We start from the raw sequence: 18,632 nt of genomic DNA, 5'->3' as shown, positions 1-18,632 counted from the left end.
GTGGCGTTTTGCCGATAGCCAAAGAGTGAAGCCCTTGTATGGAATACTACTTGTCGCTAATAACATTCACCTTTGTGGCGGGAATTACGCCCGGCCCCAACAATATGATGTTGCTGGCGTCGGGTTTAAATCATGGAATACGAAGGTCTTTGCCTCACTATTTTGGTATCTGCATTGGCTTCCCTGTTATGGTCGCTGTGGTAGGTTTTGGAATCGGTGCTTTATTTGCGGAGTATCCAAGTGCCTATCTGTATCTGAAAGTTCTCGGTATCACCTATTTGCTCTATCTCTCATGGAAGATAGGCAATGCGGGAAACCCGAGCGCCGCCAAAAAAATAAGAGAACCCTTTACGTTTTTACAAGCGGCGGCCTTTCAATGGTTAAATCCAAAAGCCTGGGTCATTGCCGTTGGTGCGCTCGCCGCGTTCACAATCCCCGATAACGTCAAATTAAGTGTAGCGGTAATTATTGCGGTCTATTTTTTAATGGGCTTTATATGCATGGCCGTTTGGTTGATCTTAGGTCAAGGTCTACAGCGGTTCTTAGGTTCGGGCAAGCGTATCCACTATTTCAATATATTGATGGCATTGCTGCTCGCGCTATCCGTTATACCGATGGCATTCTCTGATTTTGATGTTGTAGTTTGAAAAGTTTCGATCATGGCTAACATGTTTTAAAAAAGGGAATTAAAGCAAATGGATGTTGAATCATTAAAAGCGTGGTTTCGAAGAGTAGATTGGAGAAGTTGGCTTGAGCATGCTGGCTTCTTGATGTTGGGGTTGTTAGGGGTTGGTATAGTTTTAAGTATTGTGGTGGCTGTTTTTATCGGTATCCCCGCTGTAGTAATTTTAATTGTCGTTGGTGTAGGCAAAGCTGGCTATGTATACCTTTCTAATCTTGACCCTCGGTATTATTACGCGGTGGCATTCATTGTTTTTATACTGTATGTATTACTTTTATTTAGGCGTATCGGCTTAATATCACTTTCTAGCCAAAGCATGGCGCATCGAAGAAATCTATTTTTCGCATTTTTTCTTGTTTTCCTTATCGAAAATTTTAATTTGGACGTTGCGGCAATGTTTAAAGCCAGTAACGATCAAATAAATGAGGCCGCCAAAGGAATACTGGCATTTTTCGCCCTTTATTCTTTTGTTGAGTACGCTCACAACCTTTTATTTGATTATCTACGGTCGCGGAATGAGTCAAAAATCACGGACAATAACGAATTTTTACGTGGGCCTAAATTAGTGGATCTATGGTTGATATTTATAGGTAATTACCGATTTCTCTTTGATTTCGCTCTACCAATAACCACATCACTGTTTATATTTATAATATACACAAAGGATATTAAGGTTGTATTTGGCATTGGCGAAACTTACTTTAGCGAGCAAGTATCTAAGTTTGTAAACAAGCCAGAAAACGCCGAATTCAAGAATTACTTAGATGTTTCGCTAGATAAGTCTCAACAAATCGCTGCAGATTTAGGTGAGGTTGCCAGTGAAGCGGAAAGCGTAACTAAGGAGCTGTATAAGACGGCTAAAGATAAACTAAGTCGTATTTCTGAGTGATGTTCGGGCTATATCGCTGTTGTACCTTAACTAAGGTGATTTTGCAGGAGGGTGTATAGTTGGCTCCCTAGGGCAACTCCGGCGCTCGCATAGGAAACAATGATTTGCACGGGTTGTGGGTACCATCCAGCGTGGAATTAGGGGTCGAAACCAAAGTAAATGAAGGTATTAGCTATTCTATGTGCATGTCTGACGCTCTATAATCACGGGGTGGCTCAGTTTAGCCGTGTTATGCGAACTAAGGCTCACCACTAATGCACAGCCCTTTTTGGAATATATATGAAATTATTAATACGTAACTTAGATCGTTCTACCACAGAAGCAGAATTGAACGCCTTATTCCAACCGTTTGGCAGTGTCCAATCTTGCAATATAGTCCTTGATAAGGCCAAGGGTATATCAAAAGGCTTTGGCTTTGTGGAGATGCCAAAGCCTGGTGAGGCTAAAGGCGCTATGAAAAGCCTCAATAATAAAATGGTCGGCAAAAACAAAATACGGGTTAAAAAAGCCGAAGACCCTAAGCCGGAGGAAGCTAAAGCAGGCGAACCCAAGAGCCAAGACAATAACGGATAACAAACATATATTATTTTCTTATCACTCGGGCGCCTACTGACGGGCCCAAGAAGTGCGCTTTCGCCCCTATAATGGCGGTGATGTAGAGCTTTAACAGGGTAGCGTTGATGATAGACAAGCTTATTCAAGACGCCATAATCATATGGGCTACGATAGATCCCATTGGCACAATGGCAGTATTTGCCGCGCTGACGAGTTCGTTGACGCCCGCAGATCGTCGCCGTACGGCGATTAAAGCAGTTGTTTACGCGGGAGCCGTATTAATCGGTTCGATTGTGATTGGGCAATTTATTTTAAGTGCGATGGGCATCCGCCTTGTTTCTTTTCAGCTCGGTGGCGGTATTATTTTATTTTTATTCGGCTTGCAAATGATTTTCGGTGCACCGATGCAGTGTGTACAAAAAATTCTACACACGAGTTAGTTGACTACAGAATAGAAAGTGAGCGAATCCAAAAATGAAAAAACTTAAAAACGAGAAAGAGCTTGTTAAAAAAGCGATTGCCGACGGGGTAAAGTACGGCGAGGCCAGAGGGGTGGTGGAGTTTGAACCTACCGATTCTGCGACTGAAAAAATTGAGTTTATATATCGGCTATTGGTGCATGACAAAATCATTCAGCCCTTACCAAATGACCAGCTTTCGCAACAAACTATGCGTCATCGGTTAGCGGTGTGGGCATCTAAGTCTAAGTAGCTGTAAAGACTTTTTGCGTGACCGGGTAGTGGCGCTATCCCAGTGCTGGGGTAGCGCCACTATTAAGTTCCAAAAGGACTTTTGAAACTAGTTGTCTACAGGTAAATACTGGCCTAGGAAATCCGCCATCGCTTGGTATGCCTGTACTCGCGTCACCTCATTTGACAGGTAGTGATCTTCTCCGTCCTGCTCGATATAGGTGACGTTTTTACCGGCCGCTTTCAGGGCTTCATGCATTTGCTGGCTGTGTTTAACGTCAACCTGTCGATCTAGAACACCGTGGATAAGCAATACTGGAACTTTGACTTTTTCAGGAAAGTTCACCGGAGATATTTCTCGTAAGGTTTTGTTGTCATTGCCTATTTGCTCGTCTACTACGTTATAGTCACTTCTAAAGGAGCGATTGTCTTTAACTAGGTCGAACACGTTGCTAACGCCGTTGATGCTTATCGAACATTGGTATCTGTCTGGCGTTTTAACAACGCCCATAAGGGCAGCGTAACCGCCATAACTCGCACCGACAATACAGATTCTTTCTGGGTCGGTAATACCGCGTTTGATAAGTGCAAGGGCGCCGTCTTCAATATCGTCCTGCATTTCTTTGCCCCATTTCTTCAGCCCTGAATTTCTAAATTCTATGCCTTGGCCTGCAGACCCGCGAAAATTCATTTGTAACACCGCATAGCCACGGTTGGCAAAAAATTGCGCCATAGCGTCGAAGCTATTGGAGTCACGAGCCATTGGCCCACCGTGCGGGAACATTAGAGTGGGTAGGTTTTCGGGTTTTGCGCCTCTTGGTACGGTCAAATAGCCTTCAATAGTTTGTCCGTCGCGGCTTTGGTATTCGATACGTTCGACATCGCTCAGAACATCCGGTACAAGTTTGTTGTAGCGATAGGCGACCGCTTTCAAGCTGGCAGGGGAACGAGTTCCAAGGTAGTAGCTGCCAGATTCTTTTGGCCCTGTTGAGTACACTAAATATTTATTTTCATCTTTTGTTATAGAGTAAATAAAGTTTCGACTTGCCGTTAAGGCTCTGTCGATACTTTCCTGCAGGGCTTTAAATTCTGGGTCGATAAATTTTGTGCCGGTTTCTTGAGCGCTGCCAATACCGAGTACACGATCATCTTTTAACGAGTGAACAAGATAGCCGCTTACATCATAGTTTGGCTCCGAGTAAACTAATTCTCGGTTCAGGTCTTTATCGCGAAGGTCAACCTTAAATATAGCTTTAAAGTTATTTTGATAGGCGCTGATGTAAACAATATTGGGGTCTTTATCAAAGCCGAGTATCTCGACCTCATCGTCAGAAAATATTGCGTAAGGCCAAAGTTCACGCCACTCGCCGGTTTTAATATCCTTTACGCGACTCGTGATAATTTCGTCAACGCGTGAATAAGATGAGCGGATGCGCCCTTGTTGGTCAGTGCCCCAGCCAAAAACTCTTTCTTCGGATTTTTTTAAGGTTTTATTCATTTGATTTTTGATGTTGACCTTAGTCACCACCGGATACCATGCATAGTTGCGGTAAAGGCCTGGTATAGACATAAGAATGTGGTCGGGGTCGTTTGGCAGAGTGTCTACTACTCGGCTGAGAACATTGGGTAGAACTTTGTATTTTTTTAGGTAAGATTTCTTGAACGGGCTGCTTACTTCACCCGTTTGTGTGTTTATTATTAGCAGACGAAGCTCACGGGTTTCGTAGCGTGCTTGACTTAGGCCGGTCCACGTGTCTCGTTTTGAGGGATACCACGTTTCCACTAACAGCGTGGTGTCGTCTTTCCAGCGGGCGTTGCCAATAAAGTATTTACTATTATCGCTAAACAAAACAAAGTCTTTTTTCGACGTGGATAAGTCCGTAACCTGAATCCCTGTGCCGTTGGTTTCGCCAACGTCAATCCGAACAATCGCACAAAGCTTAGTACCACTAGGGGACAGCGCAAGGCGGCTTACGTCGGGCAGGTTGGCGAAGTGTTCTACGGGTAGTGGAGCGGCCTGCAATTGTGCGGCGCTAAGCCAAAACAGGGTTAATAGAATTAAATAATATCTCATACTCGCTAATCCTTGCTGTTGTTACGCTGTTTATTATTCTGTGTAACTTGCCTATTTAAGTGGGGATTCCACCGATTAAGGGCACTATTTAACTTTATGCGTTCTAAATTGACAAGGGCAAGCATTGATCGGGTACGGGCGGGATGCAGGGGGAACGGAAAATATTCAGCGTATCGGAAGTGTTGGTCGCTTAATACGCAAAGGAATAATCGTGAGCGGCCAGCGCTAGCTGAGCCAGTTTAATCCATGGGGAAAGAGGCGTGACTATGTCCTACCAACAACTTGATTACATCGCAGATTTGTATATTCCAATATTAGCGTTGTTGTCGCTAGGCTCGATTCTATTTCCCGTTAGGATTTTGTGGCGATCTGTTGGCGCGGGCGCAGCTCGATTTATTTTATTGCTGTCACTCATTTTTATTGTGTATTTAGTTATGTTTGTGGATAAGGTTTTTTTGCTTTGGCCTAAAATGGACGGCTTGGATTACAGTACCCACACAGCGCTAGCGTTAGTGTTGATAGTTTTTTTGGTGGATGCACATCGCAGCTATAAAATTCCTCTTATCGGCTCGTTTATATCCTATGTCATTTTAATGCTTTATCAGCAATACCACTCCCTCGCAGACATTGCGGTAACGGCTTTGGTAATCGCAGTTTTGTGCGTTGGTATATTCTGGTGCTACAGAAAAGTGTGCAACAGGGTATATAGGGTTTAAGCTTTTTGTTTTTGTTTATGTTTAGTGCCCCAGTCTTTTAAAGCGTGAATCACCGGCGCGAGGGTTTTTCCGTATTCAGACATGGAATACTCCACTTTTGGCGGTACTTCTGGGTAGACTTTGCGCAGGATTAATTTGTCGGCTTCTAGCTCTCGCAATTGTTTGGTTAGCATTCGCTGGGTTACTTCAGGAATTAAACGGCGCAACTCATTAAAGCGAATCGTCTCGCTTAGCAAATGGTAGAGCACAATGCCTTTCCATTTTCCTCCTATCACTTCTAGTGCGGCTTCTACTGGACAGCCTTCGTTGCAGTCATATCGAGCGTGTGTCATCAACGATCTCCTGTGCATTATGCAAACTAATGGTATACAAAAGGATACTATATAACAAAAATGTACGTACTTACCTTATATGATTATATAGTCTATTCTCACTGCACGTTGAGTGCAATCAGCACAACGACAATCAGTGCAACCTAAACCACCACAGGCGGAGAAGTATGATGAACAAGGGTTTAACCATTGTGGCACGAATTGAGGCCAACCCTGACCAGGTAGAGCTGGTTAGGTCTGAGTTACTAAAGCTAATCGAGCCCACCCGAAAAGAGCGTGGTTGTATTCAGTATGACCTGCATCAGGACAACGAGAATTCCGCCGTGTTTTTGTTCTATGAAGTTTGGCAAAGTCGAGAGCTTTGGCAGCAGCATATGAGCAACAGCCATCTTGCGGAGTATATGAAAGCAACCGATGGTGCGGTGGTGGCGTTTAATCTTAATGAAATGACAAAAATTTAATTGGAGACAATGATGAAAGCCGTAGCCTACAACAAAGCGGGATCTGTTGATCGAGACGATGCCCTCGTCGATATTACCCTTGATAAGCCGAAGGCCGAGGGGCGAGATCTATTAGTTAAGATCCGCGCCGTGTCGGTAAACCCTGTTGATGCAAAATTGCGTCAAGGCCGAGAGCCGGCGCCTGACGCCTGGGAAGTTCTGGGTTACGACGCGGCAGGTGTGGTTGAAGCCGTTGGCCCCGAAGTTAAAAGCTTTAAAGCCGGCGACGAGGTGTTTTACGCTGGGGCACTCAACCGCCCAGGAACGAACAGTGAATATCACTTGGTAGACGAACGTATTGTTGGTAACAAGCCTACCAGCATAAGTGATACGGAAGCTGCCGCTTTACCGCTAACCGCGATTACCGCTTGGGAAATACTGTTTGACCGGCTTGACGTTATGCGTCCGACGGTGCAAGGGGGCAAGACTATATTGGTTATTGGTGGTGCCGGCGGTGTTGGTTCGATTACCATTCAATTATTGCGTGCGCTAACAGACTTGACGGTAATTGCGACAGCTTCGCGCGCAGAAACAAAGGCGTGGGTAAAAGATTGTGGCGCACACCATGTGATCGACCATCACGAGCCGCTTGCGCCGCAAATTGAGGCGCTTGGTCTTGGTGCGCCGGGGTTTGTATTTTCTACTACTCAAACCGATAAGCACTACGGTGATATAGTGGAACTCATTGCTCCTCAAGGGCGGTTTGGATTAATCGATGATCCGGGCGACCTCAGTATTATGCCGTTAAAAATGAAGGCGATTTCATTGCACTGGGAATTGATGTTTACCCGCTCACTGTTTGATACGCCAGATGTGGCGACACAAGGTAAGATCTTGAACGAGGTTGCTACCTTGGTAGATGGCGGTAAAATCCGTTCTACCGTTACCGAAACTGCCGGAAAAATAAACGCAGAGAATCTTCGTAATGTGCACGCTCGTATTGAAAGTGGTTCCGCGCGCGGTAAGATAGTGCTCGAGGGTTTCTAAGGGCTGAGTATTTCCCGTAAACCTACACCGTAACGCTAGTTGCTACTTAGTTTAACGGTGTACTTACATTTTGAAGTGTAAATCTTATGTCAAATTTGAGTGACCCAAGAGTTTTGTTTGCTGCAGAGCGAACACTATTAGCGTGGAATAGAACGAGTTTAGCGTTAATCGCATTTGGTTTTTTAATTGAGCGCTCGGGACTATTGATACGCTTTCTTGACTCGGAAGGTAAGAATGGCCTATCGATTAGCTTTGCATTCTGGGTGGGTTTGTCGTTTATTTGTCTCGGGTCCTTTTCAGCTATTTACTCATCTAGACAATTTTCAGCGTTACTGAAAACCCTTAATTCAGCCGAGTTCCCGCAGGGCTATGGTGCAAAGTGGGGGATGTACGTAAATTTTGTTGTGGCGTTACTAGGCTTTAGTTTGGTTGCCGTGCTTTTTGTTTGACCAGTAGCCGGATCAGGCCTTAACGCAGCATCAATTACCTTGGAGTAAAAATTGAGCGAACTTATAGATACACGTATTAGTTGCCCCTACTGCGGAGAACAAATCAACGTAGTAGTCGAGGTGCTAGAGGAGTGTCAGGAGTATATTGAAGATTGCCAAGTTTGTTGCCGGCCAATTATCTTTGATATTACGGCAGATCTTACGTCGGAGTTTGATGGAAATCCGACTATAAATGTTCGTACCGAAAACGATACCTACTAAATTAAAGCTAGCCTTTTAAAGCAGTCTTAATGGGTTGGCTTGTCCGCTAACGCGTTATCTCCCTCAACTCTTCCCTTACACTCGCTATTTCTTCCCGCCATAAAAAACGGGCGAATAATGATTCGCCCGTTTTGTTTTAGTTGCTCCCACTAAAGTTACACAGGAGCAGCAATCAATCTTAGTTACACACTACGCCGCCGTTACCGGAATTTTGGCTGTTGCAGGTGCTATTGCCAATACAGCTCTGCGAGTTTTCCCAACCCCAGCCATTATTTTGGCTCTGACAGCTCGGGTAAAGAGTGCCATACCAGTTGCATTGACACTGTCCACCGCCAGACGAACTAGACGATGAGCTTGAACTGCTCGATGAGCTAGAGCTAGATGACGAACTAGAACTGCTCGATGAGCTGGAGCTACTAGACGAGCTACCGCCACAGCTGCTGATTACACCACCGCTTCCGCTTTGGCTTTCGCAAGTCGAGCGACCGATACAGCTCTGTGAGTTTTCCCAGCCCCAACCGCTAGCTTGATTTTGACATATAGGACGTGGGTCATCTTGGTACCACTTACACTGCTCGGTGCACTGGCCACCACTGCTAGACGACGAACTTGAGCTACTGCTAGAGCTGCTCGACGAACTTGAGCTAGATGATGAGCTAGAGCTACCACTGCCAGCTTCGCTTACGGTAATGCTTGAGTTACCGCTACTTTGGTAACCCTCGGTCGCCATAATCATGTAGTCGTGACTACCTAGCTGTAAACCGGCCGCTGTCCAAGCATCGAAGTGGTTACCGGTAGTGATAGTACCGCTGCTACGCTTTTGTTGACGAATACTCCAGTATTGATAAAACGTTGCAGTACCTTCAATCGATGGCTGGTTAACACGCTGTGTGCGGTAAATGTCGTAGGTGCCGCCATCGCTATTAATCGTACCGAGTTTAGTTGCGCCGCTACTTGGGTTGTAGTTCACCCAATTGTCTACCACGTAGTATTCAACTAGTGGATTTTTTGTCCAGCCGTAGAGCGCTAGATAGCTTGTACCACTCGCGCTATAGCTACCTGAGTAGTTTACGGTTTTGCGTGAGCCTGTGCGCCAGCCCTTACCACCAACCCAGTTGCCAACATTGCTCCAGCTGGAGCTGTAGCCGCCGCCGCTATTAAGCGTGAAGGATACCGAGCCACCGCCGTCAGTCCAGAACGAGTAGTAGTAGCCGTCGTGGGTGCCCGTTTGGCTAGAAGTATAGGTTTGGGCGCTGACGCCAGACACACATAAAGCGGCGGCGCAAGCGAGTACAGTGACGACAGTTTTGGTACCGGTTACAACCTTGTTAAGTTTTTTAAAACACTTCGAAAGTTTCATTATTGTTCTCCAGAAATAGCCTCTAAACCAATACCGCCAATAGAGGAGGAGGGCTGTTGGAAGGCTGATCCTGTTCGTTGCAAACAGGGGATATTGATCGAGCGCCATAAAGCTGTGCTGTTATTATTTAAACGGCTTGGCGACGTCGAAGGTGAGTGTATATAGGTGCGTGACCATATTGTCAATCGAACTATAAGCATATAAGTAAATAGCCTGTACTGTGCTCTTACATATGGCGATAAGCTTGATGAAAACGGTATTTTTCGATAGTTTTTTTCTCTTAACTAGTTTCTGAAATACTTTAGTCGATTAGTTGGGCTGGTATGGAAATGTCGTGAAAATGAACAGGGGGAAAGGTATAAAGAGCGAAAAAAAAGGGGCGGAAAATCCGCCCCTTTTTTATATGCCGAGTCTTTAAGTTTGGGTGTAGCTTAACGCTGTAATGTTAAACCCACTTTAGCTATACGTATGGCATAGTTTTACACTTAACCTCAGCTTCTTACTTAATCTTAGTTACACACTACGCCGCCGTTACCGGAATTTTGGCTGTTACAGGTGTTGTTGCCAATACAGCTCTGCGAGTTCTCCCAGCCCCAGCCGCTAGTTTGGTTCTGGCAAGTTGGATATAGGCTGCCATACCAGTTGCATTGGCAGGCGCCGTTTCCGCCGCTTGAGCTAGAAGAACTACTCGAAGAAGAACTACTTGATGAAGAGCTAGACGAGCTGCTTGAAGAGCTACTTGAAGAAGAACTGTTCGAGCCAGACGGCGCAACTGCGCGACCAGTCGATGCATCGATTCGACCAGCACACAGACCACGTGAACGTAAGCCCGAGGCAATCTGAGCAATCGCATTGTTGGTGTTGTTGTAGCTGGCATCGTGCATCAAGATTACCTGACCATTTTGTAACTGAGCGGCCGCACTGGCAATTGCTGAAGCGCTAGCGCCATCCCAGTCACGAGAGTCCACATCCCATGTAATAACACGCAAGCCTAGTGATTGAGCCGCTTGGTTAATGGTGGAGTTTGTCTCGCCGTAGGGCGGTCTGAACAGGGTCGGAGTCGCACCGCCAGCATTTTGAATGGCTTGGTTGGTTTGGCTCAGTTCGTCGCGTACTTGCTGGTAGCCCCAGTTAAGCATGTGCGAGTGTGAGTAGCTGTGGTTGTGAACTTCGCCAACACTTAGCTGTTGTGAGAACTGGTTAGGGTTGCTGGAAATGTTTTGCCCGGTGTTAAACCAGGTTACCGGTGTAAGGTTGTTCTGGTTTAGCAAATTGATAAGAGTACTGGTGTTAGAACCTGGACCATCATCGAAGGTGATACCGACATAACCACTACACGAGCTATTGCCACCGGTAGAGCTGCTACTGCTAGACGAACTACTAGAAGAGCTGCTTGAAGACGAGCTACCACTGTTGCAATTTCCGCTAAAGCAATCGTAGGTGAAACCAAAGCCGATCACGCCGTTGCAGTGCATAGTGTCGGAGTAAGAGCCGCCGCCACATGAACCGTCGTAGGTTGAAGTGTTGTACTCCATATCTTCAGCTTGACGCGTTTCTCCGTTCACATAGATGTAATCGAGAATCACATCGCGATCGCCGCCGTCGTTGTCGAATTCAACTTCAATATCGCCAGAAGCGTTGCCGGTGTAATTGTAATCGGCGTTGCTTGTGGTGAGGTTCCAGCTGGCGACTGTACTGCCGCCGATAATCAAGTTGATGTGCTCGCCACCAACAACGCCGCGGGCGCGAACGGTAACGCCACTACCACTGTTGCCGCCACTAGAACTAGAGCTGCTGCTAGAAGAGCTAGAACTGCTAGAACTGCTGCTAGAGGTGCTAGATGTAGAGCCAGAACCCGTGCCTTCCGATACGGTGATATCGGAGCTACCGGTACTTTGATAACCCTCGGTAGCCAGCACCATGTAGTCGTGGCTGCCTAGGTTTAGGCCTTTACTCGCCCAAAAATCAAAGTGGTTACCAACGGTGATAGTGCCGCTAATATTCCCAAAGCCTTTCTTGGGTGAACGCACACTAAAGTATTGGTAGAAGGTTTGGGTACCTTCGATAGACGGTTGCTGAACGCGCTGACAACGGCGCACATTGTAGGTGGCGCCATCACTTTGAAAGCTACCGTAGTCCGTGCCGCCGCTACAGCTTGAGGGGTTGTATGAGCCATAGCTTTCTATTACGTAGTATTCAATTAGCGGGTTCTTAGTCCAACCGTATAGGGCGAGGTAAGAGTTTTGTGAGTTGCTGACATTGTAGCTGCCGGAGTAGCTAACAACTTTGCGACCGCCTGGATTCCAACCTAAACCACCCACCCAGTTGTTGGTGCTGTTGCTCCACTGAGAAGTGTAACGACCATTGCCGCGGAGTCCGAAGGTTGCGTCCCCGGAGTCTTTCCAAAACGAATAATAAAATCCGTCTATGGTGCCCGTTTGGTTGGAGGTAAGTGTTTGTGCGTTGGCCGTGGGGGCACAGAAGGCCGCCATTGCCAGTGCAGTTAAACTCGCCTTTAGGTAAAGGCCTCGTATCTTCTTAAAGTTCATTATTATTCTCCGTAAATAACCGCTCAACCAATACCACCAATAGGGGAGGAGGGGTTGTTGGAAGGCTTAACCTGCTTTTTTTGTCAGCAGGAAATGTAATCGAACGTCATTTTGCAATACTGTTATTTTTAAACTGCAGACGCCTCGAAGGCCTATATTTATAGGGGGTTAGCAGGATATTGTCAATTGAACCATAAGCATATTGTCGTAAAAACCATAAGTATATGGTCAAAAATACTATATCTCTGTGCCTTTTTAACTATATTGGTTGATCAATGATCGCGGACTGGAGTTTTAGTCGGTTAGGTTGTGTTCTTGGCTAGAGTGCAGGGTGCAAGGGTAAATGTTGGGTTCGGGCGGTTAAAACCTGTTAAATAATGCCCCAATTTAGTGTTTTTATAGTTAGGTTCTTCAATTTTAATTCTTCCATATGGAAACCCAGCAATTGCCCCCAATATACTGTATAAGTGGGCCATGGCTCTGTAGTCGGCCGCTTTCATCCACGGAGGATGCATCATGCAAAAATTAACACCCCAAGGTCAGAATTTAGTTACCAATATTGCGCAGCGCTATAACTTGAGTGAAGCGGCTGTCATCCATATGTTAGTTGCTGTGAACAATGGCGGAGGCACCATGGCGCAATTCAATTGCCCGGAATTGGGCGGTGGGGGGCAGTGGATGCGGGGCGGCATGACCATGGTAGGGGATATGTTTAACAATGGTTTAAAAAACACCGTCGATAATCTTTGTAGTGAATTGTCCAATGCGATTGCGAATACGCAAGTCTTCCCTGTTATTCCTGCTGGCACGCCGGGCAGCAATCAGTGGTGGCCGCAAGATCTTGGTGCACCGTTTAGCAGCGGTGGTCAGAACGATATTCGTTATGCGGTATTCCCTAATCGTTTAGCTGTTGAGCGTTTTGGCAATGTAACGGTTTACGATACGCTGGATCATCAAATTGGTGGTGTTAGCCAGCAGCAAGGTGGCGATACGTCGTTAACTTTTAGCAGTCAATACGGTACGGTTTCAGTTAACAATCTGCCGATTGTTTCCGGTGCCGGCCTTCCTCCCGTTGCCCAAAATAATTTTGCAGCGCCCCAGAACCAGTCATCTAACAATCAAAACAGCAATCAAAACCAGTCTTCGCAGAGCAACCAAAATAACACACCAACCTCGAACCAAGGTTCTACTAACGGCTCACCTGCAAAGGGTTCTGCTTCAACGGAAGAAATTTTAAGCCTAATCGAAAAGCTTTCACATTTGCGTGAAGCCGGCGCATTAACGGACGATGAGTTTAATTCGAAGAAGCAAGAATTGCTAAAGCGAATCTAGCCTAAGGTTTGCTAGCGGAAGGTGGTTGGGGCTGCCTTTTTTGCTCCTTCCCCAATCTATCGAGCGACGTCTTGTTGGCTATGCTAGACGGCGCACATAGTTATTGGGTCTCCCAAAATCGCGAGCCTTTCTCCTGATCATATTTCGGCGTACTTCTCTGCCGTTTATTTCTCCTCGCGTAAAGAATATTTATATTCGTGTTTAATCTTATACCTTATAGTTAAATTGACAATATGATACTTGGTGCACAATAATAACCGTTACTGGTTCCCCGGATTGCGGCAGTAAACGATAATAACCAAGCTGCTTAGTGGAAGTTGAAGGGCGGGTGAGTCAAGCGAAATAAATTTACAAGCCTAAATCTTTTCGCCGCTCCCTTTTTAATCAGGGCAGTAAATCATTTTTGACAAGGCTCTAATCCCCACCTTTTAATCACCTTTTGGCTATTGCTTTCAATGTCTTAGATGAGGCTGGTGGTAAAATAATAATTCTAGTAAGAGGATCGAATAATGAAAGTAACTGGCACAAAGTCCGGGTATTTGGGGTTAGCTAAATTGCTACCCATTACTCTTCTATCGGTGGCGGCAGCCCTGTTTTCTGTTAGCTCAAACGCACAAGTAACCATCTCTGAAAACGAAGAAGGTGACAACGACGGCTATTTCTATACCTTTTGGAAAGATTCCGGCGATGCTTCCATGACGCTATTTTCTGGTGGCCGCTATACATCTAGCTGGACCAACTCGACCAATAACTGGGTGGGTGGCTATGGTTGGAACCCTGGTAGCCGGAAGACCATTACCTATTCGGGTAGCTACAGTGCAAACAACACTAGCTATTTGGCACTTTATGGTTGGACCCGAAACCCCCTCGTCGAATATTACATTGTTGAAAATTGGGTGAATTACAACCCAAGTTCTGGCGCCGATAGCTACGGCTCAGTAACCGTTGATGGCAGTACCTATCAGCTTGGTCGCAGCCAGCGGGTAAATCAGCCTTCTATTGACGGTACAGCTACTTTTTATCAGTACTGGAGTGTTCGTGAGAACAAGCGTACTAGCGGTACCATCGATATTGGTGCTCACTTTGATGCGTGGGAGGCCGCGGGTCTAAATATGGGCACTGAGTTCTATTACATGGTAATGGCTACAGAAGGCTATCAAAGCGGCGGTAGCTCGGATGTTACTGTTAGTGAATCTGGTTCTGGTTCTAGTACTAGCAGCTCCAGCAGTTCTTCAAGCTCATCTTCAAGTTCGTCTTCTAGCTCATCCTCAAGTTCGTCTTCTAGTACTTCTGGTGGTACTTGTACCGACCAGTGTAAATGGTATCAAGACGATCCACGTCCACTATGTCAAAACCAAACGAGTGGTTGGGGTTACGAGAATGGCCAAAGCTGTATCGGTCGCTCTACTTGTGAAAGCCAGAGCGGTAGCGGCGGCGTGATTAGCTCTTGTGGTAGCAGTAGCTCTTCAAGTTCTAGCTCTTCTAGCTCAAGCAGTTCTTCAAGTTCTAGCTCTTCAAGTTCAAGCAGCTCTTCCAGTTCAAGTTCTTCGAGCTCATCTAGTTCCAGCTCTTCAAGTTCAAGCTCGTCAGGTGGCGGCAGCGCTAATTGTAGCGGCGTGAACGAATACCCAAATTGGACGGCGAAAGACTGGTCTGGTGGTACTAACAATCACGCAAACTCTGGTGATCAGTTGGTTTATCAAAATGTCCTTTATCAAGCCAATTGGTACACATCCACTGTTCCTGGCAGCGATGCTTCGTGGACAACTGTTGGAAGTTGTAACTAAAAAACACTCCCTGATGGTATGGTTTTAAACATCATGCCATCAGGGCCAACTTACCTAAATTTTTATACTTGTATGAAATATATATACGTTTTACTGTTTGTTTTTATAGCCCCTATAGCAATAGCTCAGCAGCAGGATTTTTATATCGGCGCATTTCAATCCAATGAAGAAATGACGTTGAAAAGTATGGAGGCCATGACGGTCATTCCAGAAGCAGAAAGAAAAAACTATCGAGATAACTTTTTTGGAGAATTGGTAAACGAATTTCGCTACGACGCTTTTACGACTTACTTTTCCAATAAAAAGCCAGAATCCCCAAATTTTATTAATGCGGACATAAGCGTAATCGCTGAAAACACCATCCGCATAAAATATTTCCATCAACAGCGCGGTGACGTTGTGCGAGAACTCAAGTTTGAAAATGATTGCTACAGTATTTTAGTTACGGTGTGGCAGTTTAAAGAGTATTTTTGCAGAATAAAGTAGCGAATCAACTATATAGAAAAACGCAAATGAAAAACCTAGTGCTCAGTGTAATTATAGTTTTATTGTGTTCCGCTTGCGGGGAGAGCGAGCGCAAGTTCGAAATGACAGTTGATAAAGTTGAAGTGCTAAAGGGTTTAATATTAAAAGGGCTGGCACTTTCAGGTGCTGTCTCTCAAGGTTGTATCCAAAATGGAGAGACATATACCATCTATCGTGATGGTAAAGTGTTGCGGCAAGAGACTGCACGCATTTTACTCATCGGAAATTTAAAGGATGGTGAATCCTTTGACGGAAAGGCGGATAAGAGCGATTACGCATCTTTTTATATCCCCGATGGCAACGAAGGCGATGTTATGCTGGGGGATGTTTTTGTCGGCGAAGCGATTACATGCGGTGAAATTTAATCACCGCTACACCCGTAGATGATAGTTAAACGAAGCCCATTAACCTAACTGCTGAAATGATTTTCACTTGCGCTCGTCAGTAGGTTCTACTACAAACGCGTTGCCGCAGAATCCCGCCGTAAATCGCTCCTTGGTATCATGCTCTAAAATTGCTCTAGCGACTTGCGGCTCCAGCTTGATGCGCATTTGTTGTGCTAGATTACGAGCCCCATAGTCTTGATTGTAATAGCTATAAAGTTGATTGCGCGCCGCTTGGTTTAATATCAATACCGCATTTTTACGTTCTAGCCGTTTGTTTAACTTGGTGAGTTCAATATCCAAGATAAGTTCTAGGCTGTCGGTCGCCAAATAGTTATAGGCAATAATACGGTCCAGTCGGTTTATAAACTCTGGGTCAAACTTTTTTTGCATTGCGCGCTGCAGAATCTTGTGTTCACTTCTTGTTTCGCTTTCATTGAGTTTAAAACCTAGCCGTTTTAGCCAGTTACGCCCCGCTTTTTGGTGGTGTTGCTGCAGTTCTTGGGCGCCAATATTGCTCGTCATAAAGATAATGCAGTTACTGAAGTCGATTGTTTTATTACCGGCCGAGAGGATCAGTTTTCCGGTGTCTAAGACATTGAGCAGTGCGCGAATAACTTCGTTACTGGCCTTCTCGATTTCGTCGAACAAGACAATGCCAGGAATACTAAAGCTTCCTTTTATGGCCTCCTCATCGAACAGTGTTGTGCCTTCTTTACTGCCTACATAGCCTGGCGGAGAGCCGGTTAAGGCTGCTGCATAGTGTTCCAGCGCGAGTGTGTTCATATCGATTCGGCACCACTTTTCGGCATCCCCCAGAATACTTTCCGCCAGTACGCGTACCGTTTCCGTTTTACCTACACCTGTTGGGCCGAGAAAAAAGTTAACCGACAGCGGTCGTTTGGCGGGGGTGAAGTCGGCTTTTATTTGGAAGAGCATATCTTCCATCGCGCTCATTACTGCGTCTTGGCCGACAATTTTCGCGCGTAACTTTGCCGCTACCCGAGCAGGGTCAAACTTAAATCGGGAACCCCGTGCCGCCGCTTTAAGGTATTGTTCGCGCGCGCTCAATTCCTGATTTTCTTTCAAACGTTCATTGATAAATGGCATTGGCTATTATCGGCCCAAGTGTTGGCTTGTTGTGTTATCTCAGTCTTCGGTTCGGTTTCCGATAAAATGGCCGAATTGAGTGCCCGTCACAGTCATTGAGCTAAGCTCTCGATCTTAGCTCCTCATTCAGGATTCTGCGCTTCGCTCTTTGGGGGTAACAGGTAGGTTACCGACGGGGCAGTCTGCTACGCCAATCGTGCTGCGCGTCATTGCCTCGACATTATCTCGCGTTTTCTCTGCGTCCATTACCCAGCTGCGATAAAAGTCGAACGGGCATTCTGCTACCCCGCGGTCGCCGTCGCCGGAGTTGTGAATGCCGGTATAGCCACGGTGTAGCAATTTAAATAAATGATTTTGCGACTGATCGTTGGCGCGGGCATCGCGTATTTGGCTTACCGAAAGTTGCGCATACTGTACGCCCATATCTTCTTCTCCACATTCGCCCAAGGTGCGACCGTCAAAACCGATCAACGCCGAGTGACCGAAGTAGGAATAGACGCCGTCAAACCCCGTGGCGTTGGCAACAGCAACATAACTGTTGTTCGCCCACGCCATGGTTTTAGACATCATGATTTGTTGTTCTTTGGCGGGGTACATATAACCTTGGCAGCGAATAATAAGTTCGGCACCCTTCATTGCGCAGTCTCGCCAGATCTCTGGGTAGTTGCCGTCATCACAAATAATCAGGCTAATCTTCATACCCTTGGGGCCTTCGCTCACATAGGTTTGATCGCCTGGATACCAGCCTTCAATTGGGCACCAAGGAATACATTTGCGGTATTTCTGTACTATCTCGCCCTTGTTGTTAATCAGCACCAGGGTGTTGTACGGCGCTTTATTGGGGTGATCTTCGTGGCGCTCACCGGTAAGCGAAAATACCCCCCAAGTATTGGCCTCTTTGCAAGCCGCGCTGAAGATGTCGGTCTCTGCGCCGGGAATAGTCGCTGCCGTGGCCATCATTTCATCATTGTCGTACATAATGCCCATGGTGCTGTATTCAGGGAAAATCACCAAGTCCATGCCGGGCAAACCACGTTTCATTCCCTTCAGCATTTCGGCAATATTCTTTGCGTTTTCAAGAACTTGTTCATGGGTGTGGAGCCGTGGCATCTTGTAGTTCACGACCGCAACGCCGACGGTGTCGGGGCTTGAAGAAATATCGCCGTGCCTCATAACTTGTCTCCAAAAAAAGTGATGCTGCCAGATACTTGTGTGAGCGCTGTCGGCAGCCAAGTGAATTTAATTTTAAGTGGCTTATTGGCCGTTATTATCTTTAGCGGCGAGATGGTTTGGAATACGTCATAGGGGTAAATAAATACGCCCATTAACGTATTGCGTCACTAGCGACAGCAGGGATGAATTGCATCTGCTGGTGCTTTTGCACGCGCTGAAACGCAAATGGAATGAAGGCGGGCAATGTTATTTCAAACCAAATAAAGCGTGGTTTTGTTT

The 18,632-nt window shown here is 46.0% G+C and carries 19 protein-coding genes and 1 pseudogene; 14 read left to right on the top strand and 6 right to left on the bottom strand.

Annotation, left to right across the window (positions count from 1 at the left end; genetic code table 11):
• Positions 1-50: 50 nt before the first annotated feature.
• From IDZ20_RS13085 to IDZ20_RS13065, 5 genes are all read left to right on the top strand, one after another.
• Positions 51-647 carry a LysE family translocator gene (locus tag IDZ20_RS13085; protein WP_245792322.1) on the top strand — a complete coding sequence of 199 codons (597 nt, stop codon included), beginning with the start codon at positions 51-53 and terminating at the stop codon, positions 645-647.
• 48 nt (positions 648-695) lie between these two features.
• A complete protein-coding gene (locus IDZ20_RS13080; RefSeq protein ID WP_188151873.1) occupies positions 696-1,571 on the top strand; it encodes a hypothetical protein in 876 nt (291 codons plus the stop codon).
• Between the two features lie 279 nt (positions 1,572-1,850).
• On the top strand, positions 1,851-2,144 hold the full coding sequence (locus tag IDZ20_RS13075) for an RNA recognition motif domain-containing protein (protein ID WP_188151872.1): 294 nt from the start codon (positions 1,851-1,853) through the stop codon (positions 2,142-2,144).
• Positions 2,145-2,251: 107 nt separating this feature from the next.
• Positions 2,252-2,566 (top strand): MarC family protein, encoded by a 315-nt coding sequence (locus IDZ20_RS13070; protein ID WP_223144965.1) that lies wholly within the window; start codon positions 2,252-2,254, stop codon positions 2,564-2,566.
• Between the two features lie 34 nt (positions 2,567-2,600).
• A complete protein-coding gene (locus IDZ20_RS13065) occupies positions 2,601-2,837 on the top strand; it encodes a DUF5062 family protein (protein WP_188151871.1) in 237 nt (78 codons plus the stop codon).
• Between the two features lie 87 nt (positions 2,838-2,924).
• On the opposite strand, the gene IDZ20_RS13060 is transcribed toward IDZ20_RS13065, so the two are convergent.
• The gene (locus IDZ20_RS13060) at positions 2,925-4,889 is read right to left on the bottom strand and encodes an alpha/beta hydrolase family protein (RefSeq protein WP_188151870.1); all 1,965 of its coding nucleotides are present in this window, start codon (positions 4,887-4,889) and stop codon (positions 2,925-2,927) included.
• A 266-nt stretch (positions 4,890-5,155) separates the two neighbouring features.
• Between IDZ20_RS13060 and IDZ20_RS13055 the strand changes: the two genes are divergently transcribed.
• Entirely contained in the window at positions 5,156-5,605 is a 450-nt protein-coding gene (locus IDZ20_RS13055; RefSeq protein WP_188151869.1) for a hypothetical protein, read from the top strand.
• Here the strand turns inward: IDZ20_RS13055 and IDZ20_RS13050 are convergent.
• On the bottom strand, positions 5,602-5,937 hold the full coding sequence (locus IDZ20_RS13050) for a winged helix-turn-helix transcriptional regulator (RefSeq protein WP_188151868.1): 336 nt from the start codon (positions 5,935-5,937) through the stop codon (positions 5,602-5,604). The genes IDZ20_RS13055 and IDZ20_RS13050 overlap by 4 nt on opposite strands.
• Positions 5,938-6,104: 167 nt before the next feature.
• Here IDZ20_RS13050 and IDZ20_RS13045 point away from each other — a divergent pair, with 167 nt between their 5' ends.
• The 4 genes from IDZ20_RS13045 (at position 6,105) to IDZ20_RS13030 (ending at position 8,134) form a co-directional block, all read left to right on the top strand.
• On the top strand, positions 6,105-6,398 hold the full coding sequence (locus tag IDZ20_RS13045) for a putative quinol monooxygenase (RefSeq protein ID WP_245792320.1): 294 nt from the start codon (positions 6,105-6,107) through the stop codon (positions 6,396-6,398).
• A 12-nt stretch (positions 6,399-6,410) separates the two neighbouring features.
• Positions 6,411-7,424, top strand: coding sequence for a zinc-binding alcohol dehydrogenase family protein (locus tag IDZ20_RS13040; RefSeq protein WP_188151867.1), 1,014 nt, complete (start codon positions 6,411-6,413; stop codon positions 7,422-7,424).
• An 86-nt stretch (positions 7,425-7,510) separates the two neighbouring features.
• Positions 7,511-7,873 (top strand): YidH family protein, encoded by a 363-nt coding sequence (locus IDZ20_RS13035; RefSeq protein ID WP_188151866.1) that lies wholly within the window; start codon positions 7,511-7,513, stop codon positions 7,871-7,873.
• Positions 7,874-7,924: 51 nt separating this feature from the next.
• On the top strand, positions 7,925-8,134 hold the full coding sequence (locus tag IDZ20_RS13030) for a CPXCG motif-containing cysteine-rich protein (protein ID WP_188151865.1): 210 nt from the start codon (positions 7,925-7,927) through the stop codon (positions 8,132-8,134).
• A 178-nt stretch (positions 8,135-8,312) separates the two neighbouring features.
• Here IDZ20_RS13030 and IDZ20_RS13025 read toward each other — a convergent pair whose 3' ends face one another.
• Together IDZ20_RS13025 and IDZ20_RS13020 are read right to left on the bottom strand one after the other, a co-directional pair.
• A complete protein-coding gene (locus tag IDZ20_RS13025) occupies positions 8,313-9,494 on the bottom strand; it encodes a glycoside hydrolase family 11 protein (RefSeq protein WP_188151864.1) in 1,182 nt (393 codons plus the stop codon).
• A gap of 509 nt (positions 9,495-10,003) precedes the next feature.
• A complete protein-coding gene (locus IDZ20_RS13020; RefSeq protein ID WP_188151863.1) occupies positions 10,004-12,043 on the bottom strand; it encodes a glycoside hydrolase family 11 protein in 2,040 nt (679 codons plus the stop codon).
• 516 nt (positions 12,044-12,559) lie between these two features.
• Here IDZ20_RS13020 and IDZ20_RS13015 point away from each other — a divergent pair.
• The 4 genes and pseudogenes from IDZ20_RS13015 to IDZ20_RS13000 all read left to right on the top strand — a co-directional run bounded on the left by IDZ20_RS13015 (position 12,560) and on the right by IDZ20_RS13000 (position 16,052).
• On the top strand, positions 12,560-13,375 hold the full coding sequence (locus tag IDZ20_RS13015; protein ID WP_188151862.1) for an SHOCT domain-containing protein: 816 nt from the start codon (positions 12,560-12,562) through the stop codon (positions 13,373-13,375).
• A gap of 509 nt (positions 13,376-13,884) precedes the next feature.
• Positions 13,885-15,156: pseudogene (locus IDZ20_RS13010) on the top strand (glycoside hydrolase family 11 protein); the annotation flags it as partial.
• A 78-nt stretch (positions 15,157-15,234) separates the two neighbouring features.
• Positions 15,235-15,648, top strand: coding sequence for a hypothetical protein (locus IDZ20_RS13005; RefSeq protein WP_188151860.1), 414 nt, complete (start codon positions 15,235-15,237; stop codon positions 15,646-15,648).
• A complete protein-coding gene (locus IDZ20_RS13000) occupies positions 15,633-16,052 on the top strand; it encodes a hypothetical protein (protein WP_188151859.1) in 420 nt (139 codons plus the stop codon). Before IDZ20_RS13005 ends, IDZ20_RS13000 begins: the two co-directional genes overlap by 16 nt.
• A gap of 63 nt (positions 16,053-16,115) precedes the next feature.
• Here IDZ20_RS13000 and IDZ20_RS12995 read toward each other — a convergent pair whose 3' ends face one another.
• The gene (locus IDZ20_RS12995; RefSeq protein ID WP_188151858.1) at positions 16,116-17,180 is read right to left on the bottom strand and encodes an AAA family ATPase; all 1,065 of its coding nucleotides are present in this window, start codon (positions 17,178-17,180) and stop codon (positions 16,116-16,118) included.
• A gap of 126 nt (positions 17,181-17,306) precedes the next feature.
• The gene (locus tag IDZ20_RS12990; RefSeq protein WP_188151857.1) at positions 17,307-18,353 is read right to left on the bottom strand and encodes an aliphatic amidase; all 1,047 of its coding nucleotides are present in this window, start codon (positions 18,351-18,353) and stop codon (positions 17,307-17,309) included.
• Positions 18,354-18,632 lie beyond the last annotated feature (279 nt).

Origin of the sequence: Teredinibacter waterburyi (assembly GCF_001922985.1) — a bacterium.
GTDB lineage: Bacteria > Pseudomonadota > Gammaproteobacteria > Pseudomonadales > Cellvibrionaceae > Teredinibacter > Teredinibacter waterburyi.
The sequence above is the reverse complement of the archived record's forward strand: the minus strand, read 5'-3'. Positions and strand labels throughout refer to the sequence as shown.